Origin of the sequence: Pseudoalteromonas sp. J010, from assembly GCF_003934235.1 — a bacterium.
Classification (GTDB): domain Bacteria; phylum Pseudomonadota; class Gammaproteobacteria; order Enterobacterales; family Alteromonadaceae; genus Pseudoalteromonas; species Pseudoalteromonas peptidolytica.
In genome coordinates, this window is sequence record NZ_RDBW01000011.1 from 164846 (window position 1) to 184705 (window position 19860).

14 protein-coding genes and 1 pseudogene are annotated in these 19860 nt (G+C 41.5%); 7 read left to right on the forward strand and 8 right to left on the reverse strand.

The features are described from left to right. Positions 1 to 5: 5 nt before the first annotated feature. A complete protein-coding gene (locus tag EAG18_RS07600) occupies positions 6 to 2117 on the reverse strand; it encodes a multicopper oxidase family protein (RefSeq protein WP_125251775.1) in 2112 nt (703 codons plus the stop codon). A 192-nt stretch (positions 2118 to 2309) separates the two neighbouring features. Beyond that, complete coding sequence (locus EAG18_RS07605) at positions 2310 to 3755, reverse strand: PLP-dependent aminotransferase family protein (protein WP_275557245.1); 1446 nt, start codon at positions 3753 to 3755, stop codon at positions 2310 to 2312. 94 nt (positions 3756 to 3849) lie between these two features. Here EAG18_RS07605 and EAG18_RS07610 point away from each other — a divergent pair, with 94 nt between their 5' ends. The 3 genes from EAG18_RS07610 (at position 3850) to EAG18_RS07620 (ending at position 5734) form a co-directional block, all read left to right on the forward strand. Next, positions 3850 to 4425 (forward strand): GNAT family protein, encoded by a 576-nt coding sequence (locus EAG18_RS07610; protein WP_125251776.1) that lies wholly within the window; start codon positions 3850 to 3852, stop codon positions 4423 to 4425. Beyond that, positions 4422 to 5006 carry an FMN-binding negative transcriptional regulator gene (locus tag EAG18_RS07615; protein WP_125251777.1) on the forward strand — a complete coding sequence of 195 codons (585 nt, stop codon included), beginning with the start codon at positions 4422 to 4424 and terminating at the stop codon, positions 5004 to 5006. The genes EAG18_RS07610 and EAG18_RS07615 overlap by 4 nt, the downstream gene beginning before the upstream one ends. Positions 5007 to 5266: 260 nt before the next feature. After that, the gene (locus EAG18_RS07620; protein WP_125251778.1) at positions 5267 to 5734 is read left to right on the forward strand and encodes a hypothetical protein; all 468 of its coding nucleotides are present in this window, start codon (positions 5267 to 5269) and stop codon (positions 5732 to 5734) included. Positions 5735 to 5790: 56 nt separating this feature from the next. Here the strand turns inward: EAG18_RS07620 and EAG18_RS07625 are convergent, their stop codons facing one another. The 6 genes and pseudogenes from EAG18_RS07625 to EAG18_RS07650 all read right to left on the reverse strand — a co-directional run bounded on the left by EAG18_RS07625 (position 5791) and on the right by EAG18_RS07650 (position 14359). Next, positions 5791 to 6672 carry a hypothetical protein gene (locus tag EAG18_RS07625; RefSeq protein WP_125251779.1) on the reverse strand — a complete coding sequence of 294 codons (882 nt, stop codon included), beginning with the start codon at positions 6670 to 6672 and terminating at the stop codon, positions 5791 to 5793. 181 nt (positions 6673 to 6853) lie between these two features. Further along, on the reverse strand, positions 6854 to 7219 hold the full coding sequence (locus EAG18_RS07630) for a VOC family protein (protein ID WP_125251780.1): 366 nt from the start codon (positions 7217 to 7219) through the stop codon (positions 6854 to 6856). A gap of 102 nt (positions 7220 to 7321) precedes the next feature. Further along, a complete protein-coding gene (locus EAG18_RS07635) occupies positions 7322 to 7789 on the reverse strand; it encodes a hypothetical protein (protein WP_125251781.1) in 468 nt (155 codons plus the stop codon). Between the two features lie 338 nt (positions 7790 to 8127). After that, on the reverse strand, positions 8128 to 10062 hold the full coding sequence (locus tag EAG18_RS07640; protein WP_125251782.1) for a diguanylate cyclase: 1935 nt from the start codon (positions 10060 to 10062) through the stop codon (positions 8128 to 8130). A 265-nt stretch (positions 10063 to 10327) separates the two neighbouring features. Further along, positions 10328 to 11587, reverse strand: a complete 1260-nt coding sequence (locus tag EAG18_RS07645; RefSeq protein WP_125251783.1) for a metallophosphoesterase — start codon at positions 11585 to 11587, stop codon at positions 10328 to 10330. A 104-nt stretch (positions 11588 to 11691) separates the two neighbouring features. After that, positions 11692 to 14359 (reverse strand): annotated as a pseudogene (locus tag EAG18_RS07650) (TonB-dependent receptor). Between the two features lie 644 nt (positions 14360 to 15003). On the opposite strand from EAG18_RS07650, the gene EAG18_RS07655 reads away from it, so the two are divergent. The 4 genes from EAG18_RS07655 (at position 15004) to EAG18_RS07670 (ending at position 19839) form a co-directional block, all read left to right on the forward strand. After that, the gene (locus EAG18_RS07655; RefSeq protein ID WP_125251784.1) at positions 15004 to 15909 is read left to right on the forward strand and encodes a diguanylate cyclase; all 906 of its coding nucleotides are present in this window, start codon (positions 15004 to 15006) and stop codon (positions 15907 to 15909) included. Next, positions 15909 to 16901, forward strand: coding sequence for a helix-turn-helix domain-containing protein (locus EAG18_RS07660; protein WP_125251785.1), 993 nt, complete (start codon positions 15909 to 15911; stop codon positions 16899 to 16901). Before EAG18_RS07655 ends, EAG18_RS07660 begins: the two co-directional genes overlap by 1 nt. Before the next feature lie 466 nt (positions 16902 to 17367). Further along, positions 17368 to 18903, forward strand: coding sequence for a S8 family serine peptidase (locus tag EAG18_RS07665; protein ID WP_125251786.1), 1536 nt, complete (start codon positions 17368 to 17370; stop codon positions 18901 to 18903). Between the two features lie 93 nt (positions 18904 to 18996). Then, a complete protein-coding gene (locus tag EAG18_RS07670) occupies positions 18997 to 19839 on the forward strand; it encodes a helix-turn-helix domain-containing protein (RefSeq protein WP_125251787.1) in 843 nt (280 codons plus the stop codon). Positions 19840 to 19860 lie beyond the last annotated feature (21 nt).

Here is a 19860-nt window from a genome sequence, read left to right on the forward strand (position 1 = left end):
GAGTATTACTTGCTCTCTATTAACTTCACTTTTTGCATCATGCCTTGATCTTCATGATCCAGAATATGGCAATGTAATACAAATTCACCGGTGTATTGTTGTTTTACATTGCCGTTAAAGCCTGGCAGAGACTCCGGATAGCGATACTTGCTATAAACCACAGTATGCGGTGCCGAGCCTGATAAATTGACGCCATTTTTGTCAGTTTGAGGCTTATCTGCGCCTTTTTCTATCGCTAATGTATCTCGCCACACCCATTGCTCTTTTCCATCAGGCCCCACTCTTGGGGCATAAAAAGGGTTCACATGAATATGAAACGGGTGCATTGGAGCAAGCCCTCGAGTACATAAGTCCCATCTTTGCCATGTGCCCAGTGTCAATTCTCGAGTTTCGATTTGACCATAAGGTTTACCATCTACAGAGAAAATAGTGTCATTGTCTTTCTCTTTATCACTGAGATGATGGTTATCTAAAAGCACCCCATTGTTAATATCTTCATTCCAAATGTTCTGACAATTAAAGTCTTTTTTCTCTTGTTTTGCCGTTGCTATCGCTGCATTGACTGACACGCGAGATCCCAGATAAAACATCATGCTTTCTTTATTTTCGCTATTATCCATCGCGGCGATTTCACCTTGAGTTGGTGCATCATGAGCACGATAAGATATTAGCTCAGCACTGGTTGGTAACACCGCGTCTTTGCTGGCAACAGGTTCACCTTTTACTACTATTTGTAGTAACTCAGCGGTGTCTTCTGGTACACCCTGCAAAGATTTTTGCGGTGCAGAGTCTAAATCCACTAACCAGTACACCCCCGCTTTACTTGGTGCTTGATACAGGTAGTCAGCACGATAACCAGGTTGAAGAGCTTCAATTTCAGTCTTTTGACCGTCTAATTGCCATCTATCGATGCGGCCGGTATTGAGACCATCAACCGATATTTGGTTCAAAAAGCCCAGTGAAACTGGGTTCATATTGTTTTCCCACTCAGGCTTATCGATCACAGACAACTTTATCGTTTCTCGTACACCTGCATGGATAAAGCGCCAGCGCTGAATTTCATTTGGTCGCATCTCAATTTGTGGTACAACCTGACCATTAATCAGTGTTCTTCGTTTGGTTTTTTGCCAGTCTCCAGGGCCAAAAATATTGAGTGCTTTATCGTCAGCCTTACAATCCTTGACGTACTCAGGTCGTTCATCGGCTTCATAATATTCAATGGTACCATTACAGTCATAGGCAACCTGCTGAAGCACAAACAGCTGATCTGTTTTATCTTTGATCTGAGCTTGAGTACCAATATCTTTTTTAGGGTTACCACCTTCAATAATAATGGCACCTGCCATACCACTAGAAACTTGTAATGCTGTAGAGCCGTGAACATGGGCGTGATACCAGAATGTTCCCTGAGGATGAGATTCAGGTATTCTCACTTCATATTCAAACCCTTGACCTGGCTGGATCTCAAGCAGTACGTTGTCACTTCGCTCGCTCGGTGATACCCATAAGCCATGGGTATGGAAATTAGTCACATTAAAGTTATGCGGGGTGTTGATGTGATTGGCTTCTTCATCTGATAGCATGGCATTTGAGTGATGACCCGCATGACCTTTTCCTGAGCATAAATAATCAGGTGCAAGTTCACAGCTCGGTAAGCGATTTTCAAGCGTGAAACGCAACACATCTCCCGGAGCAACCTTAAGCGTCGGTCCAACTGGAGCAGGTTTAAACTCTTTTTGGCCGTCTTGTTTATACGCATAGTTTCTTAACCACGTATTACACCCTGCTATCTCTCGCTCGTGATACTTTACCGCTAAAGTAAAGTTAAGTGATCCATCTTTTGATTGGATGACGTCAGGCGCTACAAACTTATCCAGTTCTGGCGCAATATACTGATAGTCGCAGCTATTTACCCCTTGGGTATGGGCTGCTGATATAAACTCGGGTGTTATGTTAACGGGGTTATAATCTCGTAGATCAAAGTAATTCGGTTCGAATACTTTGTGCTGCTCACTATGGTTTGGGTGATCCGCTGTGTGGCTCTCATGTGAGTGTTCTACTGAAGTACATGAGGCGGTCATAACCACACCTAAAATCGGTAGTATCGGGTTTTTCATATGCGCTGCTTATATGTATTACAAGTATGTAAAAACAATATTAAAAGCAAAAAAAATATAGCGCTATTACATGGCATTACATCAAATTACGAGCGTCAAACTGTTAATGCTAAGTTTTTCGAATAAAAATCATATTCTCGGCGAGACATCGARCACCTTAGCTCTGGATACTTTGTGGCTCAATATCAAAATTCAGCAAACCCTTTCCACTAACTCAAATAACTCGTCAAGCCCAGTACGTTGCTGCTCAATGGCTTGTGCAGCAAAACCCAAGCGTATATGGCTAAACCGACTTCCTTTATCAAGTGAAAATTCAGGTTCGCATTGCACATAAATACCCTGCATTTTCGCCAAACGAGACAACTTGGAGACATCACGTTTGCTATCCACCCAATATGCCATACCACCTTGGGGGACAATAAAATCAATATTTAAACGCTCCTTAAGTTCACTTAAATGTGTATTCATGGCTTGATGACGCGTCTGATACGCTTTAGTCATGCGTCTCATATGCCGCTCAAACCCGCCCTCTTCCATCCAGTAAGCCACTGCCAATTGAGTTAGCGCGTCATTCTTATGATTCAACAATTGCTTTCGAGCCACAAGCTGCGCTAACACATCAGCCCGAGCACTCAAATATCCGACTCTTGCGCCTGCAAACATGATTTTAGAAAAGCTAGAAATATAAATCACAATGCCACTGGGGTCATTTGCTGCCATCGGCTGAAGCGGTGGACACAAATAATGAAATTCATGATCATAATCATCTTCAATGATGAACACGCCGTACTGTTGACATAGCTGGTAAATAGCCATCCGCCGTGGTACAGATAACGTAACCGTTGTCGGGTATTGATGCAGCGGTGTCAAGTACAGCAATTTAATATTATTTTGCCGCAAACAACGCGCTAGAGCCTCAACTTTGATCCCTTCATCATCCTGTGCCAACGCAAAAATATTAGCACCGATACTTTTAAAAGCATGTCTTGCTGGAGGGTAACCCAACATTTCAATTGCCACTCCATCGCCTTTATTGATAAACGCACTGGCAACCAACGATAGTGCCTCTTGAGCACCATTACACACCAATAAATCGTCACAAATAAGACCCCGGGCTCGGCGCAGGTACGTTTGGATTTGGACTTTTAATAACCCACAACCGGCACCATCTGCGTAATGGAAATGCTCAATATTACTCTTACGACAAGCTTTCACTAAGCAGCGCTTAAACTCATCATATGGAAATGCGCTCAAGTCAGGCAAGCCTCCTGCAAAATTATAGCGAAAGCCACTGCGCTCGCTGTCTTTAGGAGGGTTAAGAACAGCAGCAAACCTTGGCGCGACTACAACGTTTGGAGACAATGCTGTGCTCACCTGCTCACTACTTGATATTGGCAGTTGAGCATTTACCCAATACCCACTTCTTTCCTTTACGACTAGCCACCCTTCGGCTACTAAATTTTGTAAGGCGGACATCACAGTGTGGCGGTTCATTCCGTGAAGTTGCGCAAGTTTACGTGCAGAAGGAAGCTTATCACTTGGCTTTAATTTACCTTGCTTGATCATGCTCCGTAATTGATTAGCAAGCTGTTTATGTTTTGCCTCTGACGGATGAGAGTTAGTGTCTATCGAAATCACAAACTGGTCTAATTAAATTGTAAATTCTGGTTGTTTTATATCAACCAAAAACAGCGCATTATGCAAGCATTAAAACACAAGAGGTGCAATTATAATGCTATCAAAACAAACCTTAGAATCTAACCGGATAAAATTGGTTCCACTGGCGAGTGAACACCTTTCTGAATTACTACGCTGCGGTAAGGATAGTGAGCTTTGGAAGTGGGTATTCACTAACTATTGTCGAGATCAACGCACTATAGAGCAATGGTTTTATGGTTCTGCTCAATTTGATGAAAGCGAACAATTAGTGGTAGCAATCRTAGACAAAGCATCAGGTAAAGTAGCAGGTAATACTCGGCTTTTTAGAGTCGATAAGTTAAATCTAAGCGCAGAAATTGGCCATACCTTCGTTGCCACTCAGTTTCAGCGCACTCATATAAATACCCACGCCAAGTACTTGCTTTTAAAGTACGCATTTGAAGCAATTGGATTAGTCCGGGTGCAGTTCCAAACTCATGAAAAAAATCAAAAATCTCGTGATGCCATCACAAGATTGGGCGCACAGTTTGAAGGTATATCTCTCAAAGATAGGCGCTTACCCAATGGCAACTATCGTAACACCGCACGCTTTTCTATTACTGATGAAATGTGGTCAGACGTAAAAATGAATTTAGAGGCTAAGCTATGAGCTATCCAAGAAAGTATTACACCGAAAACAACCAAGAAACACTATATGCACTCATTGCGATGAACCCCCTTGCGACGATTAACGTGATCCAAGCAAACAAAGTTCGTTCTGTTTTTATACCACTCACCCTAAGTGATGATAAAACCTATTTACTGGGGCACGCTACTAAAGATAACCCACTCTTTAGTGAGGATGATGATAGCTTCCAAGCCATTTTTCATTGTCAGAATCATTACCTATCGCCTGCGCTGCTTCCCGACATCAAATTACCGACTTGGCTATATGCCAACGTGATTGTTGAAGGTGAGCTAACCTTGGTCAACCAAGACAATGAAAAATACGCACTAATGCAAAACCAATTACAGCACTTCGAGCAGTTTTCACGAAGTAATTGGCAGCTTGATAGTGTACCACAACCACAACAACGGTCTCTTTTTAACGCCATTAACTTCTTTCAAATCAGGATCACACAACTGCACGGCGCTTTTAAGTTAAGCCAAAACAAATCATCACATACCCGCATGCAGATTAAAGCTCACCTTGAGCAGTATAAACCCACATTGAGTCAACGAATTATATAAATAACCTGCGAGTTGAACGTAATTTAATAGTAATCACTAACATTAAAAAAAGGTGACATCTATGCCTGTTTTTACTATGTTATCCAACGGATTGGATAACAATTAATCTGTATCTATACTGTTAGATTGATCTTCGGATAAGTTACTTTGTAAGGCTAATTTTCACCAAAACCGAATATATTAGGCTGGTGCTGCTAATAGTTTCTCACCGCACCAGCTGCTATGTTTCAATAAAAAACTTCTATTTTAAGGATAAAATAATGAAAAAATTGACCATGCTTGTCTCTTTTTGCTTACTCAGCGGTTGTGCAACAACAGACTACACTACTATCCCCCTCAGCAACGCCTCGCTATCTAATCTAAAAACGTCAGAAACAGGGAACATACAGCAACGAGAGCACACGGTTACTGTCTCGTTTGATTACGCCATTGAAAATTTCAATGAAGCAACAAACCTATACACTTGCTCTGTGCTATTTACTAACGTTGATGGTACAGCCGTCACCAGCACCAAAAGCGGTAAAAAACATCCCTGTATACTTGATAGTGCCAACGGCAGTATTTCTGTAAGCTGGCCTACACCACTGGATAAGAGCAGAAATGCACCTCAAATGGTGCTATCAAGAATGAAATATCCAATTGAGTACTTTGTTACAATCCATCAAAAAACGGGCAAACATTCCACAAAATTAATTGCAAAGTCAGAAGTAATTAAAAGCCGTCTATAATCTGACATTGTGAATATGCGTTAGCCTCACAGCACGTAAAGCGTAACTGTGGGCTACTACAGTTCACTTTGTTGCCTGATCTGCGCTCTTGTGGGCGCATTGGATGGTGTAAAATATTCAACTTCAGCATCCGCCCCAAAGGCTTGCGTAAACAGTTTGGCTACCTGCGAGGGGGAGCGCTTGGGATCTATCATAAACAAAGGCTCAAGTTCAGCGTTATCAATACCTTTTTGCTGCGCTATATCCAATAGCTTTCTGCCCATATCAGCAAAGCCATTTTCATCTATACCACCCACTATCTGCCCTTCCACTTTAAATACTGCTACTTGAGGGGCTTGATCAAACATGATTTTATTACGCAGATATTGGTCTTGCTCCAGCTTCGCTTGATCGCTTGCGTGCTGACGTGAAGTGATTTCTTCTGCCACAAATCTCTGAAAGCTTCGGCCAGTGTATCGCTCAAAGATTTCGGCATTAGTTGGCCGATTTGAACCTTGAAAAACCTCAACCATAGCGCCATCGCCATATTTTTGCTGAACTAGTCGTTGCAGCTGCTTTACATCGCCATTAGCTTGTTTGATAAGCTCTCCAGCTTCATCCTTACTTGTTATGTAACCCTGCTGATTTTGATATGCCTTCAGCTCACCGTTGATAGTAATACCAAGCACAACTTCCTGTGCTTGCCCATGCTTCAAATAGGCTGATTGAGCTACATCAGGTAACACCTGACTTCTTTCTAGGATCTGCTTAATATAATTGAGGGCTTCTGTTGAAATCTTGTTGATGGCTTTATTTTCTATCTGAAACATCAGATTAGTTTTTTCAACAAGGTCTGTGGATTGTTCAGTAGCGTGTGCTTTTTTTGAGGATAATGATTCGACCCCGGTGCTCAACATCAAGTTATATGCACCCTTTGGACTTACCGAATTAAAATACATGACCTAGCTCCTTGATTAAAAATCAATATCGGTGTTTTATTGCCGCATGGTAGCGCCTTTTTATTTTTTAGCAAAAAATACGCCAAATTTATGAAAGCTAAGTCTTTCTAAGTAGAACCAATTTTTTTAATTAAGCACGCTAAAATGAGGCGAAAAAACACTATTAAAAGCTAAGCTAGTGTCACTTATTCTCGGCAATACGCCATAGTACTCCACTTGGATCCGTCACACAAAATTCAAGCATCCCCCACGGTTGTTCAACAAGTTCAGAGATCTGAGCACTAAACTTTTGTTCCAAATCTAATTGTAAAATATGCTTGTACCAGCTTTGCGCATCCTCGACGAGCAAGTGCATCATGAAGTTTTGACTGTGAGTTGGCTCATAAAAGTCTTGGAGTAAAAATGAGCACATGCCTAATTTAAAATAAGCAACGCCCTCAAACTCAGAGGCCATCTCGAAGCCAATAGATTGGTAAAATCGCTTAGAAAGTGCAAAGTTTTTAGCAGGCACGAACGATTTTATTTCAACTGTATTGAGGTTATACATTTTATTGTCCTTGTGAAAAATATATGGGGGCAAACCATGTTTGCACGGCTAACCTGTGGGTTTTAAAACCAACGCATGATAACAAGGTAAATAGCTTTCAGCTCAGTTAAATAGTTTAAACTCCTGATAAGACAAACCTTTGGAGCTTTCTATTGTGCCATCCTCTGTGAATGTCACCAGAGCCCACGCTTCACATACATCTCTACAATTACCTCCGCTCCAAAAGGCAATAATAGCCTCTCGTTTGTCTGTACATTGCTTGATCGTCGCAGAATAATACCTGGTGGGGTCTATGCGTTCATATTCAGGCCACACATTAGATATTGAATGTGTTGTGACGCCAGCTTTTGAGATATAAACCAGTTCTTGCGTCAACAGGTAAGGGTTGCCAAAGTGACCCGCCGACTCATCTAAGATGGATTGTTCAGGGATGTTACGATTTAACTCAAGAGAAACTATTTTTAATTGATAGTCCCCACATTCAGAAACCACTTCCTTTCTAACTGGACCGGGCTGCGCACCAGAAACTGATGGTGAAAACAATATAAAGCTCAACAATAGCCACAACATAATACAATCCTTTTTTATAAAAATACCAATTCGCTTGATGAGCTTGTTATACCAATTTTATTAATTAAGTGGTCTATTTTGAGGCGAAAAAACCTTGTCGATAACTCCGCTACCGCGTCCTACTATCACCAAGGTACCTACATCTGTGTAGGCAAGGTAAAAATGGTGCTATTTAGTCGTTCTAAATAAGACGTTTTTTACACTGTTAGCGTCAGGTTTACGCCTTCAAATTGAGCAAGTATTAAGACTAATTGGTATTAACCCTAATGTTACTCAACAACACTGTCGCACTCGCGATAATATATCAGAGTTCGAACAACTCTCATAAAAGTAAAGCATTATGGTTTTGTTTGTACTTCAACCCTATCTCTGCCTAACTCTTTGGCACGATAGAGGCATTGGTCAGCAGCTTTAAAGGCGCTATCATCATCCAAATTTGCGATTGGTCGGCTAGCGCTCACACCGAATGATGCAGTGACAGAAATGCGCAGCTCACCTAATTCAAAAGGTTCAGAGCGCAATGCAGAAGCCATTTTTTCAACAGCATCTTGAATGTTTTCTCGGGCTTTTAACACCATCAAAAATTCTTCGCCACCCCAGCGTATAAATAGCTCTTGAGGCTGAACAAAACGCTGTAAACGAGCGGCTGCTATCGCCAGTACAATGTCTCCTTTATCGTGTCCATAGGTATCATTGATACGCTTAAAATGATCCAGATCGATGATCACTAAGTGATACTCTGCTTTTTTGTCCAGCACACTGGGAGTGTGTATTTCTTGGTGATAAAGGCGACGATTTGACGCTCCCGTTAATGGGTCTCGATAGCTTAAGTCATGTAATCTGCGGTTATCTTTTCGCATCAATCTGGTGTTTACTCCAAGCCAAATTAGGATGATCACGGCAGCAAACAACCACAGAGCAAGGAGCCTTAAGCGCTGTTTATCTACGAGTAACTCAAGCTTAGAAAGTTGATGCTTGGCACTCAATAGATCTCTTTCTTGTGCGATCTGCTGAATTTCTAATGCGCTATTTAATGCAGATAACTGCCCTATAATCATTGCTTTTTCTTGTGTATGAGCAGCTTTTAACACGTTCAGTGCATTGCTGGACTCCCCCAGCCCTTCCAGTATTTGTGAGCGTGTAAATTGACTTCTAAGCAACCACCTTTGATGATTCAGCGTAGTAAATATTTGAGTCGCTTGGTTAATCAAAATGGCTGCTTCATCTAAGCTATTTTGCTGATAAAGCGCCTGTGCTTGAATAAGCGCACAGATCCCCTGCTGCTTGGCAAGTACTTCCTGTTTGGCGAGCTGTATACATAACTGAGCTTTTGCTATAGCAAGCCTAGTATCGCCTTCAAGTAACAGTAATCTCGCTTCATTTTTGAGTAATATTGCCTTGTAGAATTCACTTGTCTGTTTATTTTTGAAGGCCAGCGCTTGTTGGAACTTTTCTCTCGCGTCACTAAGTTGGCCAAGACGACCATACGCAAATGACTGATTTAACAGAATAACCAGCATATAATTGGGGTTACTATTTGGTGATAGCGCGTATAGTTCTTGTGCTTTGCCAAGATGTAATAACGCATTTTGCCATTGTTCTAAATGCACATAGAGCAAACCCAAGTTGTTATTAAAAAGTGCATTAAAGTCACTTTCTGGGTATGCCTCCACCAGCTTTATACCATGTAAAAAATACTGCTGTGCCTTAATCAAATCATTTGTCGCATTATATGCAACACCAGCCGTGTTATAAATCTCTAGCAATAAAAGCTCAGCTTGCGCGCTTTTTGCCAGATTAACACTGTGCTCAATGGCAAGTTGTGCTTGTGCCAACTCGCCGGCTCTGATCGCTCGCTTGGCATCCTCCTGCGCACTCCATGCTGCCAACCAATCTAGCTGGTTTGTAACTGCAAAAGTGTCAATCTCACGCTTTATCTGTGCAAATTTAGTATCGTCTCCCATCTTTTGTGCCGCCCGTCTTTGCGTCCACAACAGATAAACTTGCTCTATGTGTGATAAAGATTGACGACTTTCACGCCAAGCTGATAGTGCTTTAAGCGCCGTTGCAGGTTCAGTTTTTGCGCGCTCATAAATGCTCAACAGCGGGTGGTCAGGTGCAATACGTTTTAACTGTGCTTCAGGCGTCAGCCATTTTGCTGTGGCTGTGTTTGTTGCCTTGTCGACTTGATGAAACCAAAATGTATCTAGCGTTGCAACGACGAGCAATAACAAAAGGGTAAGGAGCAGCGCTATAGATACTTTTTTGTACATATTGGATATTGATAATCAGAACTTATCTAAATTATACAATAATGTCACTGGCTTGCCATGACCTCTCTTCGCAGATTGGAGTCGAAAATGTGCCTGTACCTTTGCGTGTTGGCCCCCATTTCGACAACACGCTCCTGTCATTTTACCTCGATTTACTTTGTGTAAAAGCCCACTTTTAGATACAAACGCTTTATACTAATTATTAACCAGCTAATACCTTAGCTTTTCGTTCAACTTGAGCTGGAATCAAACCCACAGACACGTATCAGTTGCTACGATGTGCAAAACTAAAACGTTGCTCAGGTACAACTTGACCACTTAAGTCGCGTGGTGTGGTATAAAATGCCACGTTAAGAGTATCATTGTGGTTATCAAGCTCGATATGGGCAAACCCCCAGATAAAAGCTTTGTTCCAGACTAAGTCATATTCTGGGTAACGTAGTGCTTGGTAGTGAGCAAGCGGAGAATGGATGCCACGCATTTTTGAGGCTGCACCACTAATGATAAGTGGTAATTTAGGCTTTTTATTACTCGGTAAAACCCGTGAGCAGTCATCTGTTAGTAGCTCCAAATCATGCTCATGACCCGCGATATAGGCATCAGCATATTCGCATAATTCAGGTAAAATCAGGCGGCGAAGTACGTGTGCTTCATCATATTTAGTGCCACCCACAGACCAAATCACGTGATGGCCATACACAATTTTCCATTTTGCTGTGGAGTGCTTTAATCCATTTGCAAGYCATGCCAGCTGTTTATGATCTTCACCATTGACGGGCTGCTCATGTCTTTCAATATCCTCAACCTTAGCTTGGCCACTAGCCAGTGCACTGGCCAATCCTTGCTCGCTACCATCAGGCTTTAGAGGAATTTCGTAATAATGCTGACCAGAGAGCAGCATATTAGTATCTAACACAAAAAACTCAACGTCATTGCCTTGTTCTCCTATGGTATAGCTGTAGTATCCTTTCCTGCCCATATGAAAGTTAGCGTGCTTTTCCATCCATTGTGTTTGTAATTTGACACCACGGCGAGAGGTTTTCCAATCATGATTCCCCAAAGCCGAATAAACGACCAAATTAGGATTTTGAAGCAACAAAGGGCTAAGTGGCGCTAAAATTAAATCGTCCATACGCTGCTTATCATCCTTACCATCGTTTGCAGCAGCGCCGTCAGGGTAAATGTTATCACCGAGCTGAATCGCAAAATCACAAGGTTTTTTTTGACATAACTCAGCCATCGCTTTGCCAACCACTGCGGCACCTGATGCTTCAGTTGCTGTTTCTGTTCCTGGGTAAATATAAATCGGCGCATGATTAAACTCTGCAATTGGACGGTGCTCTGCAAGCCAGTCCGCTTTTTCAGCCGCGATAAACTCGGCCGTCGTTTTTGGAGAATGAATATGTTTAGCCTTGGGATAATCAGGGTGGTACCCACCATCTCCAAAAGCCAAAAAATTAATATTATTTGCGGCCAGTGCCGTGCTATTTAGCGTCAATAGTAAAACAACAAGGGTTATTTTCATTATTATTGCACCGTGTTACCACGGTGCGCTCCTACCTATGGAAGTGGGCTGCGGTATTTAAGGGATAACTCAACAGCAGCATATTCTAAATTAACCAAAAATAATTAAAATGAGGTCACTGTCACCCCAATTTCAAATGAACGACCGTAAGTCTCATATTGATAGTTATACCGTCTATCCCCTTGGTAAATACTCATCGCTTCATCTGTGATGTTTATTGCATTAAAATAAAGTTGCGTCTTGTCCGTGTAAAAATACTTCATACTCAAGTCGAGTTGCAGATGGTCGTCTTGATAAACAGCTTGATTGTTTTCTTCAAATAAAAAGCTTTTGCTTTTATAAGATGCACTTAGACGAGCACTAATGAGGTTACTTTCGTAGCCAACCATAAGATTAGCAATGGTATCAGATTGATTTGGCAAGTTATCGTCAGCATCAATTAATGTGCCGTTTGCCGAGATCATCAACCCATTTTGGAAGTTTTTCGTGTAGGCTAATTCTACCCCTGTTAAATCAGCTGCACCGCCGTTAATGCTTTGGATAACTTCTTTGTAGCCTTCCCATTTGCCATTATCTTGTACCTGCGCTTTGATAATGAAATTATCAATACTCTTATGAAAAACCCCAGCTGATAGCACCCCAATAGAACCTGGGTAATACTCCAAAGAAAAATCATAATTACTCGACTTGTATGGATCTAGGTCTGGATTCCCCACCTCAGCTTTGCGTTCAATTTCAATCGCATCATCTTCTTGTGTAGTTTCGGTCTCTATAAGTTGGAATGCCGCGGCATCTTCAAAGCTGGGTCGTGCAATGGTTTGTGTATACGCAAATCGGGTGATCAGTTGTTCACTTAGCTCATACCTCAAAGTCAAGTTCGGAAGTAAATGATCATAGCTATCTTCCACTTGCCACTGATTTATTGCTACACGTTCTATGTCACTGACTTCATTATTTATCAACTCGACACGATTGCCTGTGGTTGCGTAGTCAGTATCCTCATACCTAAATCCTGCAATGACATTCAGCTTTTCAACATCAACCGTTAACATGGCATATAACGCTGTCACAGTCTCTTCACTGGTGTATGAACGCCCTTTGGTTTCAATATCTGTTTCAAGTTGATTTATCGTAAGCGTATCACGCTTGCTAAAGAAGTAATCTTTGATCTGGTTGCGACTTAGGCCAAGGCCAAATTTACCAAGGTCATACTCTGGCTCCGCTGCGCTGAAATCTTGCGCTTAAATCCAGCCTAAAGCTGATATTTTCATCTTCACTTAAGTTGTTCTCCCATACGATTTCATCTAATACAAATTGATTAAGCTGAGCAGATGCTTCGTATGCGGCTAAAGTCGGTGTCTTGCCATCAAGTACATAACCAAGTGTAAAGTCCTCTCCAGCAAATGCGGTGTCTAAACGATTTGGCTCACTTTCTTCAGACTTTGAGTAGCCTAAGCTGTATTCAATAAACCAATCTTGTATTAGGTTTTCTCCACCTAATACCAAAGATAAAATACTTTGTTCTTCGTATCTGTCCTTGGTATCTCTGTCCATCTCTGCGCCTCGAAAGTACGCTGCACTTTGACTTAATTCGTCAGCTAACACATCACCTTTGTCAAATTTGTATTCATTACGCTGGCGAAACTCATCATCAGAAAACTGACTGTAAAGTGTACGCAAGTAATATTTATTAAACCCTTTGTGATGGACGTCTACGTTCAGTGCCGCCCCTAAACGCTCCCGAGTGATTCGATAATGACGATGTTCCATTTCTTCGGCACCGAAAAAACTCACTTCTGCACCAGTGTTGACATCGTCCATCTCAAGTGTCTTCCACCCGCCATCTGTTTCAATATTATGAGAGCCAAACTCACGCTCAAACCAAGAAACCGCTGTCGCAACGCCAACTTCAGTGTTGTTGTTCAGTGTATAAATATCAGTAAAGCTGAAGGAGGCTTTAGGGCTAGTTTCGCTAACTTGTTGGTTATGCGATGCTTGCAGCGTAACACTATAACTTTGTTGCTCGCGGTCAAATGCACTTAGACTTTTGACTTCGATGCTACCCCCAACCGCAGAGGCATCCATGTCAGGGGTCACTGTTTTGCTTACCTCTAAACTTTGCACAAGCTCACTGGGGATCACATCCATTGCAACTGAGCGCACACCAGCTTCTGGTGAAGGTACATTAGCACCATTAATGGTCACATTATTCAAGTTTGGATCGATACCACGGATAGCGACAAAGCGCCCCTCACCTTGATCTCGCTGAATGGACAGCCCAGGTAAGCGCTGTAGTGCTTCTGCTGCGTTTTGATCTGGCAATTGGCCAATCGAATCAGCGCTGACAATAGACTTTAACGATAAAGCATTTTTCTGTCTGTTTAATGCGCCAGCTTGACCTGCACGTTGCCCAATAACAATGATGTCATCCATTTGGTTCGACTGTGAGCCTAATTGCACTTGAACATTAGTCACCTGGTTTTCATCAATGGTGATGGTTTTTGTTACTGTCTTCGCGCCTAGATAGCTTATCTCAAGTGTATAAGTGCCAGCCGGTACATTGGTTGCTGTAAAGCGACCATCTCGCTCAGAAATAAGCGTTCTTTCTAGCTCTTTTATTAATACTTTCGCCCCTTCAAAGTGGCTTTTTTGTGATACGGAGCTAACTTGGCCAGTTAACGTGTTAGCGCTTGCTGCTGAGCTAAGCACAGATCCGGCACAGATCATTGCAACAGCTGAAAGTTTAAAGCTCGTCGGTAGATTTTTTTTCATTATTTGCTCGCACAGGTTGAGTTATACCAATTTGCTTAATTAAGTGAACTATTTTGAGGAAAAATTGAGCAAATATTCAAACAAATTGATATTGGGTTTTGATACCTCGATAAAACATCGTGGCTACCCTAGTGCGAAAAGGTGACGTTTTTATTTCACGTAGATGCTCAAACTCATGACTTTACTGAATAAATATGAATAAATTAGCCGTCTGAGCCAATTAGACCCCTTTACAAGCAGGGTACATGCTTACCAGTTGATTGGTTTAGTAAATAAAGAATATTCTTCTTACTAACAAGCCCTTATACAAATTTTAAGTTAGCATCGCTGCGCCTTTTCTTACCGTTAGACCTCGCCGCTCGATGGTGCAAGCATTAAATGCTTGTAGCACAGTCATAACACTTACCGTGCGTAGAAATGGGTGATTTACTTAACCTAAATTCGGAGTTAATAGGTAAGTTAATCAAACTAATACCAAAGTTCAAAAGGCGTAATATCACGCTAGTCAAAAGTTATGATGGTCTTAAATTTTAAAAATTGCAGTGCCTGTCATAAAAATACCGCCTTTACTGCGCTAAATTGACCCTATCGAGTCCAAGCACAAGTTTTTACCATGGCACGCCTTTTAGAAACGAACGATTAATATGAAACTGCAACCTTTTTTGTTACACCAATCAAAATGGAGCACACTTGTGGGATTGACGTTGCTTGCGATAACGGCCACTTACCACACCTCTGTGCCTAAACCCTTAGCAGATATTAATTTACTCGACTGTCTTGGTGAAGGTGGACTGGCATTAATAACCTTAATGTGGATAGTCGTTACTCTCCTTACTCGTCCAAAAGGTCTGGTAACTAACCTATTGTTTGCAGGATTAAGTGCTATGTATGTATCAATGCTATGGGATTTTTTAGACGAAATGGTGATTTTTACGCCGCCCTATTTAACTAGCTTTGAAGCTATTCCCGCCTGTATTGGTATGATCTTGATGAGTATTGCTGCTCACTATTGGTACAAAGAGCAAAGTATATTTAATCAAACATTGATGAAAAAGGAGCGGTTTTATCGCGATCACAGTATCACTGATTTTGTGACTGGACTTTACAGCATCGAGTACATGAAAAATCAGATAAGCCATGAATTGGCACGCTTAGAAAGCGAACATTGTACTTTTTGTTTAACCATGTTTGATATTTGCAATTTCGCCGCCTTTTCGCGTCAACATGGTCTACAAAAAAGCAATCAACTACTCAGAGATACTGCTGATATGCTTTCTTTAAGTATGCGTGAAAGCGACTTACTATGTCGATTTGCGGCAGATAAATTTGTCATCATTCATCCTCAAACCACACAAGCACAAGCCAATGCTTTTGCCGCCCGCGCAACCGCTTTTATTGCTCGCCACGCCAACTACCATGACGACAAAAATCAACCACAATTCAGCGCGGTAAGGTGGAGCTGTATTGAAATACATAACCAACAGTGGGAATTTGAGTCGCTCATGACAAATCTTGTCACTGCATTAAATCGCACTAAGGTCGCCGCTTGATGCAAACGCTTGAATGTCATATGAAGCAATTAGAAAGTTGTTATTTTGCACAGCCTCTCGTCGATTTAGCGCAGCAGTGTGGTGTCCATGCCGACATTACACTAAAAGGCAGCAAGCTATTTCGCTCAGATCTTTTTGCAAACACTACAACCATTTCTTTTGAGCAACTTGAGCGCATTATCATCAATATTTGTGCACAGCCAAGCTGTCGAGAGTTAAGCTTTATATACGGCCAATATCTACTCAACACACTTATCAGTCACTACGGTTCTTTACTGTTTAATTGTCGCAGTATACAACATCTCATCAATGTATTACTGCTCAGAGGGCTGACGATATTTCCGCTTTTCCATTTTAGAAAGTTGCATAAAGAAGATGGTTATCACTTAACTTTTTCACCGGCTATCGCCCAAACTAACGCCACAGTATTGCGTTTTCTATATGAAGTACTGGCTAGTATCCTCTGCGGATATGTTAAATGGCGCTGCCCTGAGGCACGCTTTACCATACAGTTTCCTTTCGATAAACCAAAAGAAATTGCGCAATATCTCAGTTATTTATCTCAAAGCTATAGCTTCCAGCACAGTGACTTTGTGGTTGCCATCAACAAGCCAACATTAATAAAGCAGCAGATCAATAACTTCCCATTTTTGGTCAACAAGCAATTACAAATAACACCAAAAAACACACGCGGATTTCTTGCACAGTTACACCGGCTGCAATTGAAATACCCAAAGTATCACAGTGAGCAGATAGCATCATTAATGGGCATGAGTGCGGCAACGTTCAAGCGTAAACTCAAACTTCACAACACGACTTTCTTAACAGAAAAAGATAGGGTACACCGTCAACAAGCTATGTTTTATGTCGCTGAACAAGGCTACTCAAATGAACAAGTCGCCAGTGCACTACACTTTAGTGATATTACAAATTTTCGCCGCGCTTTCAAGCGCTGGACAGGGCTTACTCCTTCTTATTTTCGTAAAACCTAATAACATTTTCCCAACTTGAAATGTAAAGAATTATTTACCAGAAAATTACAAAAAACATTAACAGATAGAAAATTCGTAGATATCTTTGAAAAAATTTTCCCTGTAACCATACACTATATATTTTAATGCTTTCCAGAAAATTATCGTAACCTTTTGTCTTTTATACTTATAAATTACTTGTCTAATTCTCGTAATGAACTAAGTAGCACTTTACTCAGTGTACCCACAACACTTTGTAAATTTTATTTGTATTATTTGTTTATTTTTTAATCTTCTGTTCTATTATAATGTAACTAGTACGGGTTGATGTACCCAGGTTAAGTTGACTTTGGTTACCTTGATATTCATTTGTTACTTTTTAATCAAATTGAGTTGAATGGTGAGTAGAGTGTCTACAGCAACTGCGCCAAACCGAACTTGTACTAGATAACACAACTAAATAAAACAACATGTAAGGAACAACAAAATGCGTAAATTAAGTGCAATTAGTTTTGCCATTTTAGCGGGCATGACCTCGGTTAATGCTCAAGCGGCTAAGCTCGTTAGCGTAAGTGCTGAAAAAGCAATAGAGAACCAGTATATTGTGGTGTTTTCTACACCTTCAGTACTTGATGTAAATGACAGTAAAGCCGTTGCAGCTTTTGCTAAAAAGCAAGCTAACGAGTTGCAAAACAAGCATAATGTCAGCATAACAAGAGAGTTTGGCGGTATCCTTAATGGCGTTGTGATAAACGCATCAGCAAAACAACTCAAAGGGCTAATCCAAAACCCGAATATCGATTATATCGAGCAAGATCAGACTGTCACCGTAACCCCTTCAATTTCTGCAAACGGTGATCAAGCTAACCCAACTTGGGGCTTAGACCGAGTTGACCAACGCAACTTACCGCTCAATTCAAACTATCATTATGATTTTGATGGCACGGGCGTAACAGCGTATGTAATCGATACCGGTGTTCGTATTAGTCACAATGATTTTGGTAACCGTGCCACTCATGGTTATGATTTTGTAGACAATGATAACGACGCAACAGACTGTAACGGTCACGGTACTCATGTAGCGGGTACAATTGGTGGCGGAGAGTATGGTGTCGCTAAAAATGTCAACATTGTTGGCGTACGAGTGCTAGGCTGTAACGGCTCAGGCTCATATTCAGGCGTGATCGCAGGTATTGATTGGGTTAAGAATAACGCTTCAGGCCCTTCAGTTGCTAACATGAGCTTAGGTGGAGGTGCTTCTCAGGCAGTAGATGATGCCGTGAATAATGCTGTGGCAGCAGGTGTTAGCTTTGTTGTTGCTGCGGGTAACGACAATAGCAACGCTTGTAATTATTCTCCAGCACGCGCAGCTAATGCTATCACTGTTGGTTCAACAACAAGTAGCGACGCTCGCTCTAGTTTCTCAAACTATGGTAACTGTCTTGACATTTACGCACCTGGCTCAGGTATCAAGTCTGCTTGGTACAACTCTGACTCAGCAACAAACACCATCAGTGGTACGTCAATGGCTGCACCACATGTTGCAGGTGCAATTGCACTATACTTGGATGAAAACCCAAGTTTAAGCCCATCTCAAGTTGATTCACTGCTTAGCCAACGCGCTTCTAAAGGTAAAGTATCTAACCCTCAAAGTGGTTCGCCAAATGAGTTACTATACACACTTGCCGGAGGCACAGATCCAGACCCTGATCCAGATCCGGTTCCTAAGCTAGAAAATGGACAAGCAGTTACAGCTTCAGGTTCAACGAACCAAGAGTTGCTTTATACAATTGATGTACCTGCTAATGTAACGCTAAACGTGTCTATTTCAGGTGGTTCAGGTGATGCAGACCTTTATGTAAGAAAGGGTGCTGAGCCAACAACAGGTGTATTCGACTGTCGCCCTTACCGCTATGGTAACAATGAATCTTGTACTTCAAATTCAGGCCAAGGTGGTACTTACTATATTAAACTGCGCGGTTATACAAGCTTCTCAGGCGTATCACTAGTTGCAAGTTATTAAGGTAATACGTTATCAATAATTCTCATTTCGTTTGGGATTTATTGAGAAAACACGTACAGTGGTAGCCCTTATTGGGTTGCCACGTTTGTATTGATGAGTATAGTTTTAGATCTCCATTCCAAGTTGTTACAGCAACACTTTTACGATCATGTATCTCAGCATGAGCTGCACACTGAAGTTCCACTGATTTCAACAAGTATCTCCCAAGTTAAATTACGTGGCATTATCTACCATCGTAATGCTCAGGTTGCCTCGTCAATGCCAGAGGATTATGGCAGTCTCATTTTAATCCAAAAAGGGTCGGGCTGGTGGCTTACTCAGCAATCCATAAGTGCCGCAGATAACATGCAGCTGATTTTTATTGAAGCAGAGCAAAAGCATATCTTTCACCTGCCAGCACATTATCATGCCATTAGCTTTAACTTTCCTATTAGCTGGTTGGTTAAACATACCGGCAAAAGGCTAACACATGGACAAGCAATCAAAATAACTCCAGCGCTCTCACAGCTATTTACTCAAGCACTATTCGTTAAGCAGTTAACTAAAACCCAAGCCCAGTGGCTTGAAGCAAATATTCTTAAAAGCCTGAGCCATGCCCTACAATGTTGTCATCTACACTCACCGCTTACAGCGTTGAAGCAGCTGATAGTTAAACATGCGAGTAATGATGCGCTGTGTATCGATATGTTGTGTGAGTATTCAGGTTGGTCAAAACGGTATATTCATAAGCTTTTTACTCGCTCTGATCTCAGTGCCTCAGAATACTTAATTCGTACACGCTTAAATCACGCTTATTTTGAATTGGTAGAGCAAAATTCATCACTTAACCAAATCGCCATTAACTCGGGTTTTAAGAGCCAAGCGCACTTCAGCCGTCGCTTTAAACAGCTTTTTGCTCTTTCTCCTAAGCAAATTCCACAAAGAGTGCACTCTTAGGCAAAACCTTCCACTACAACA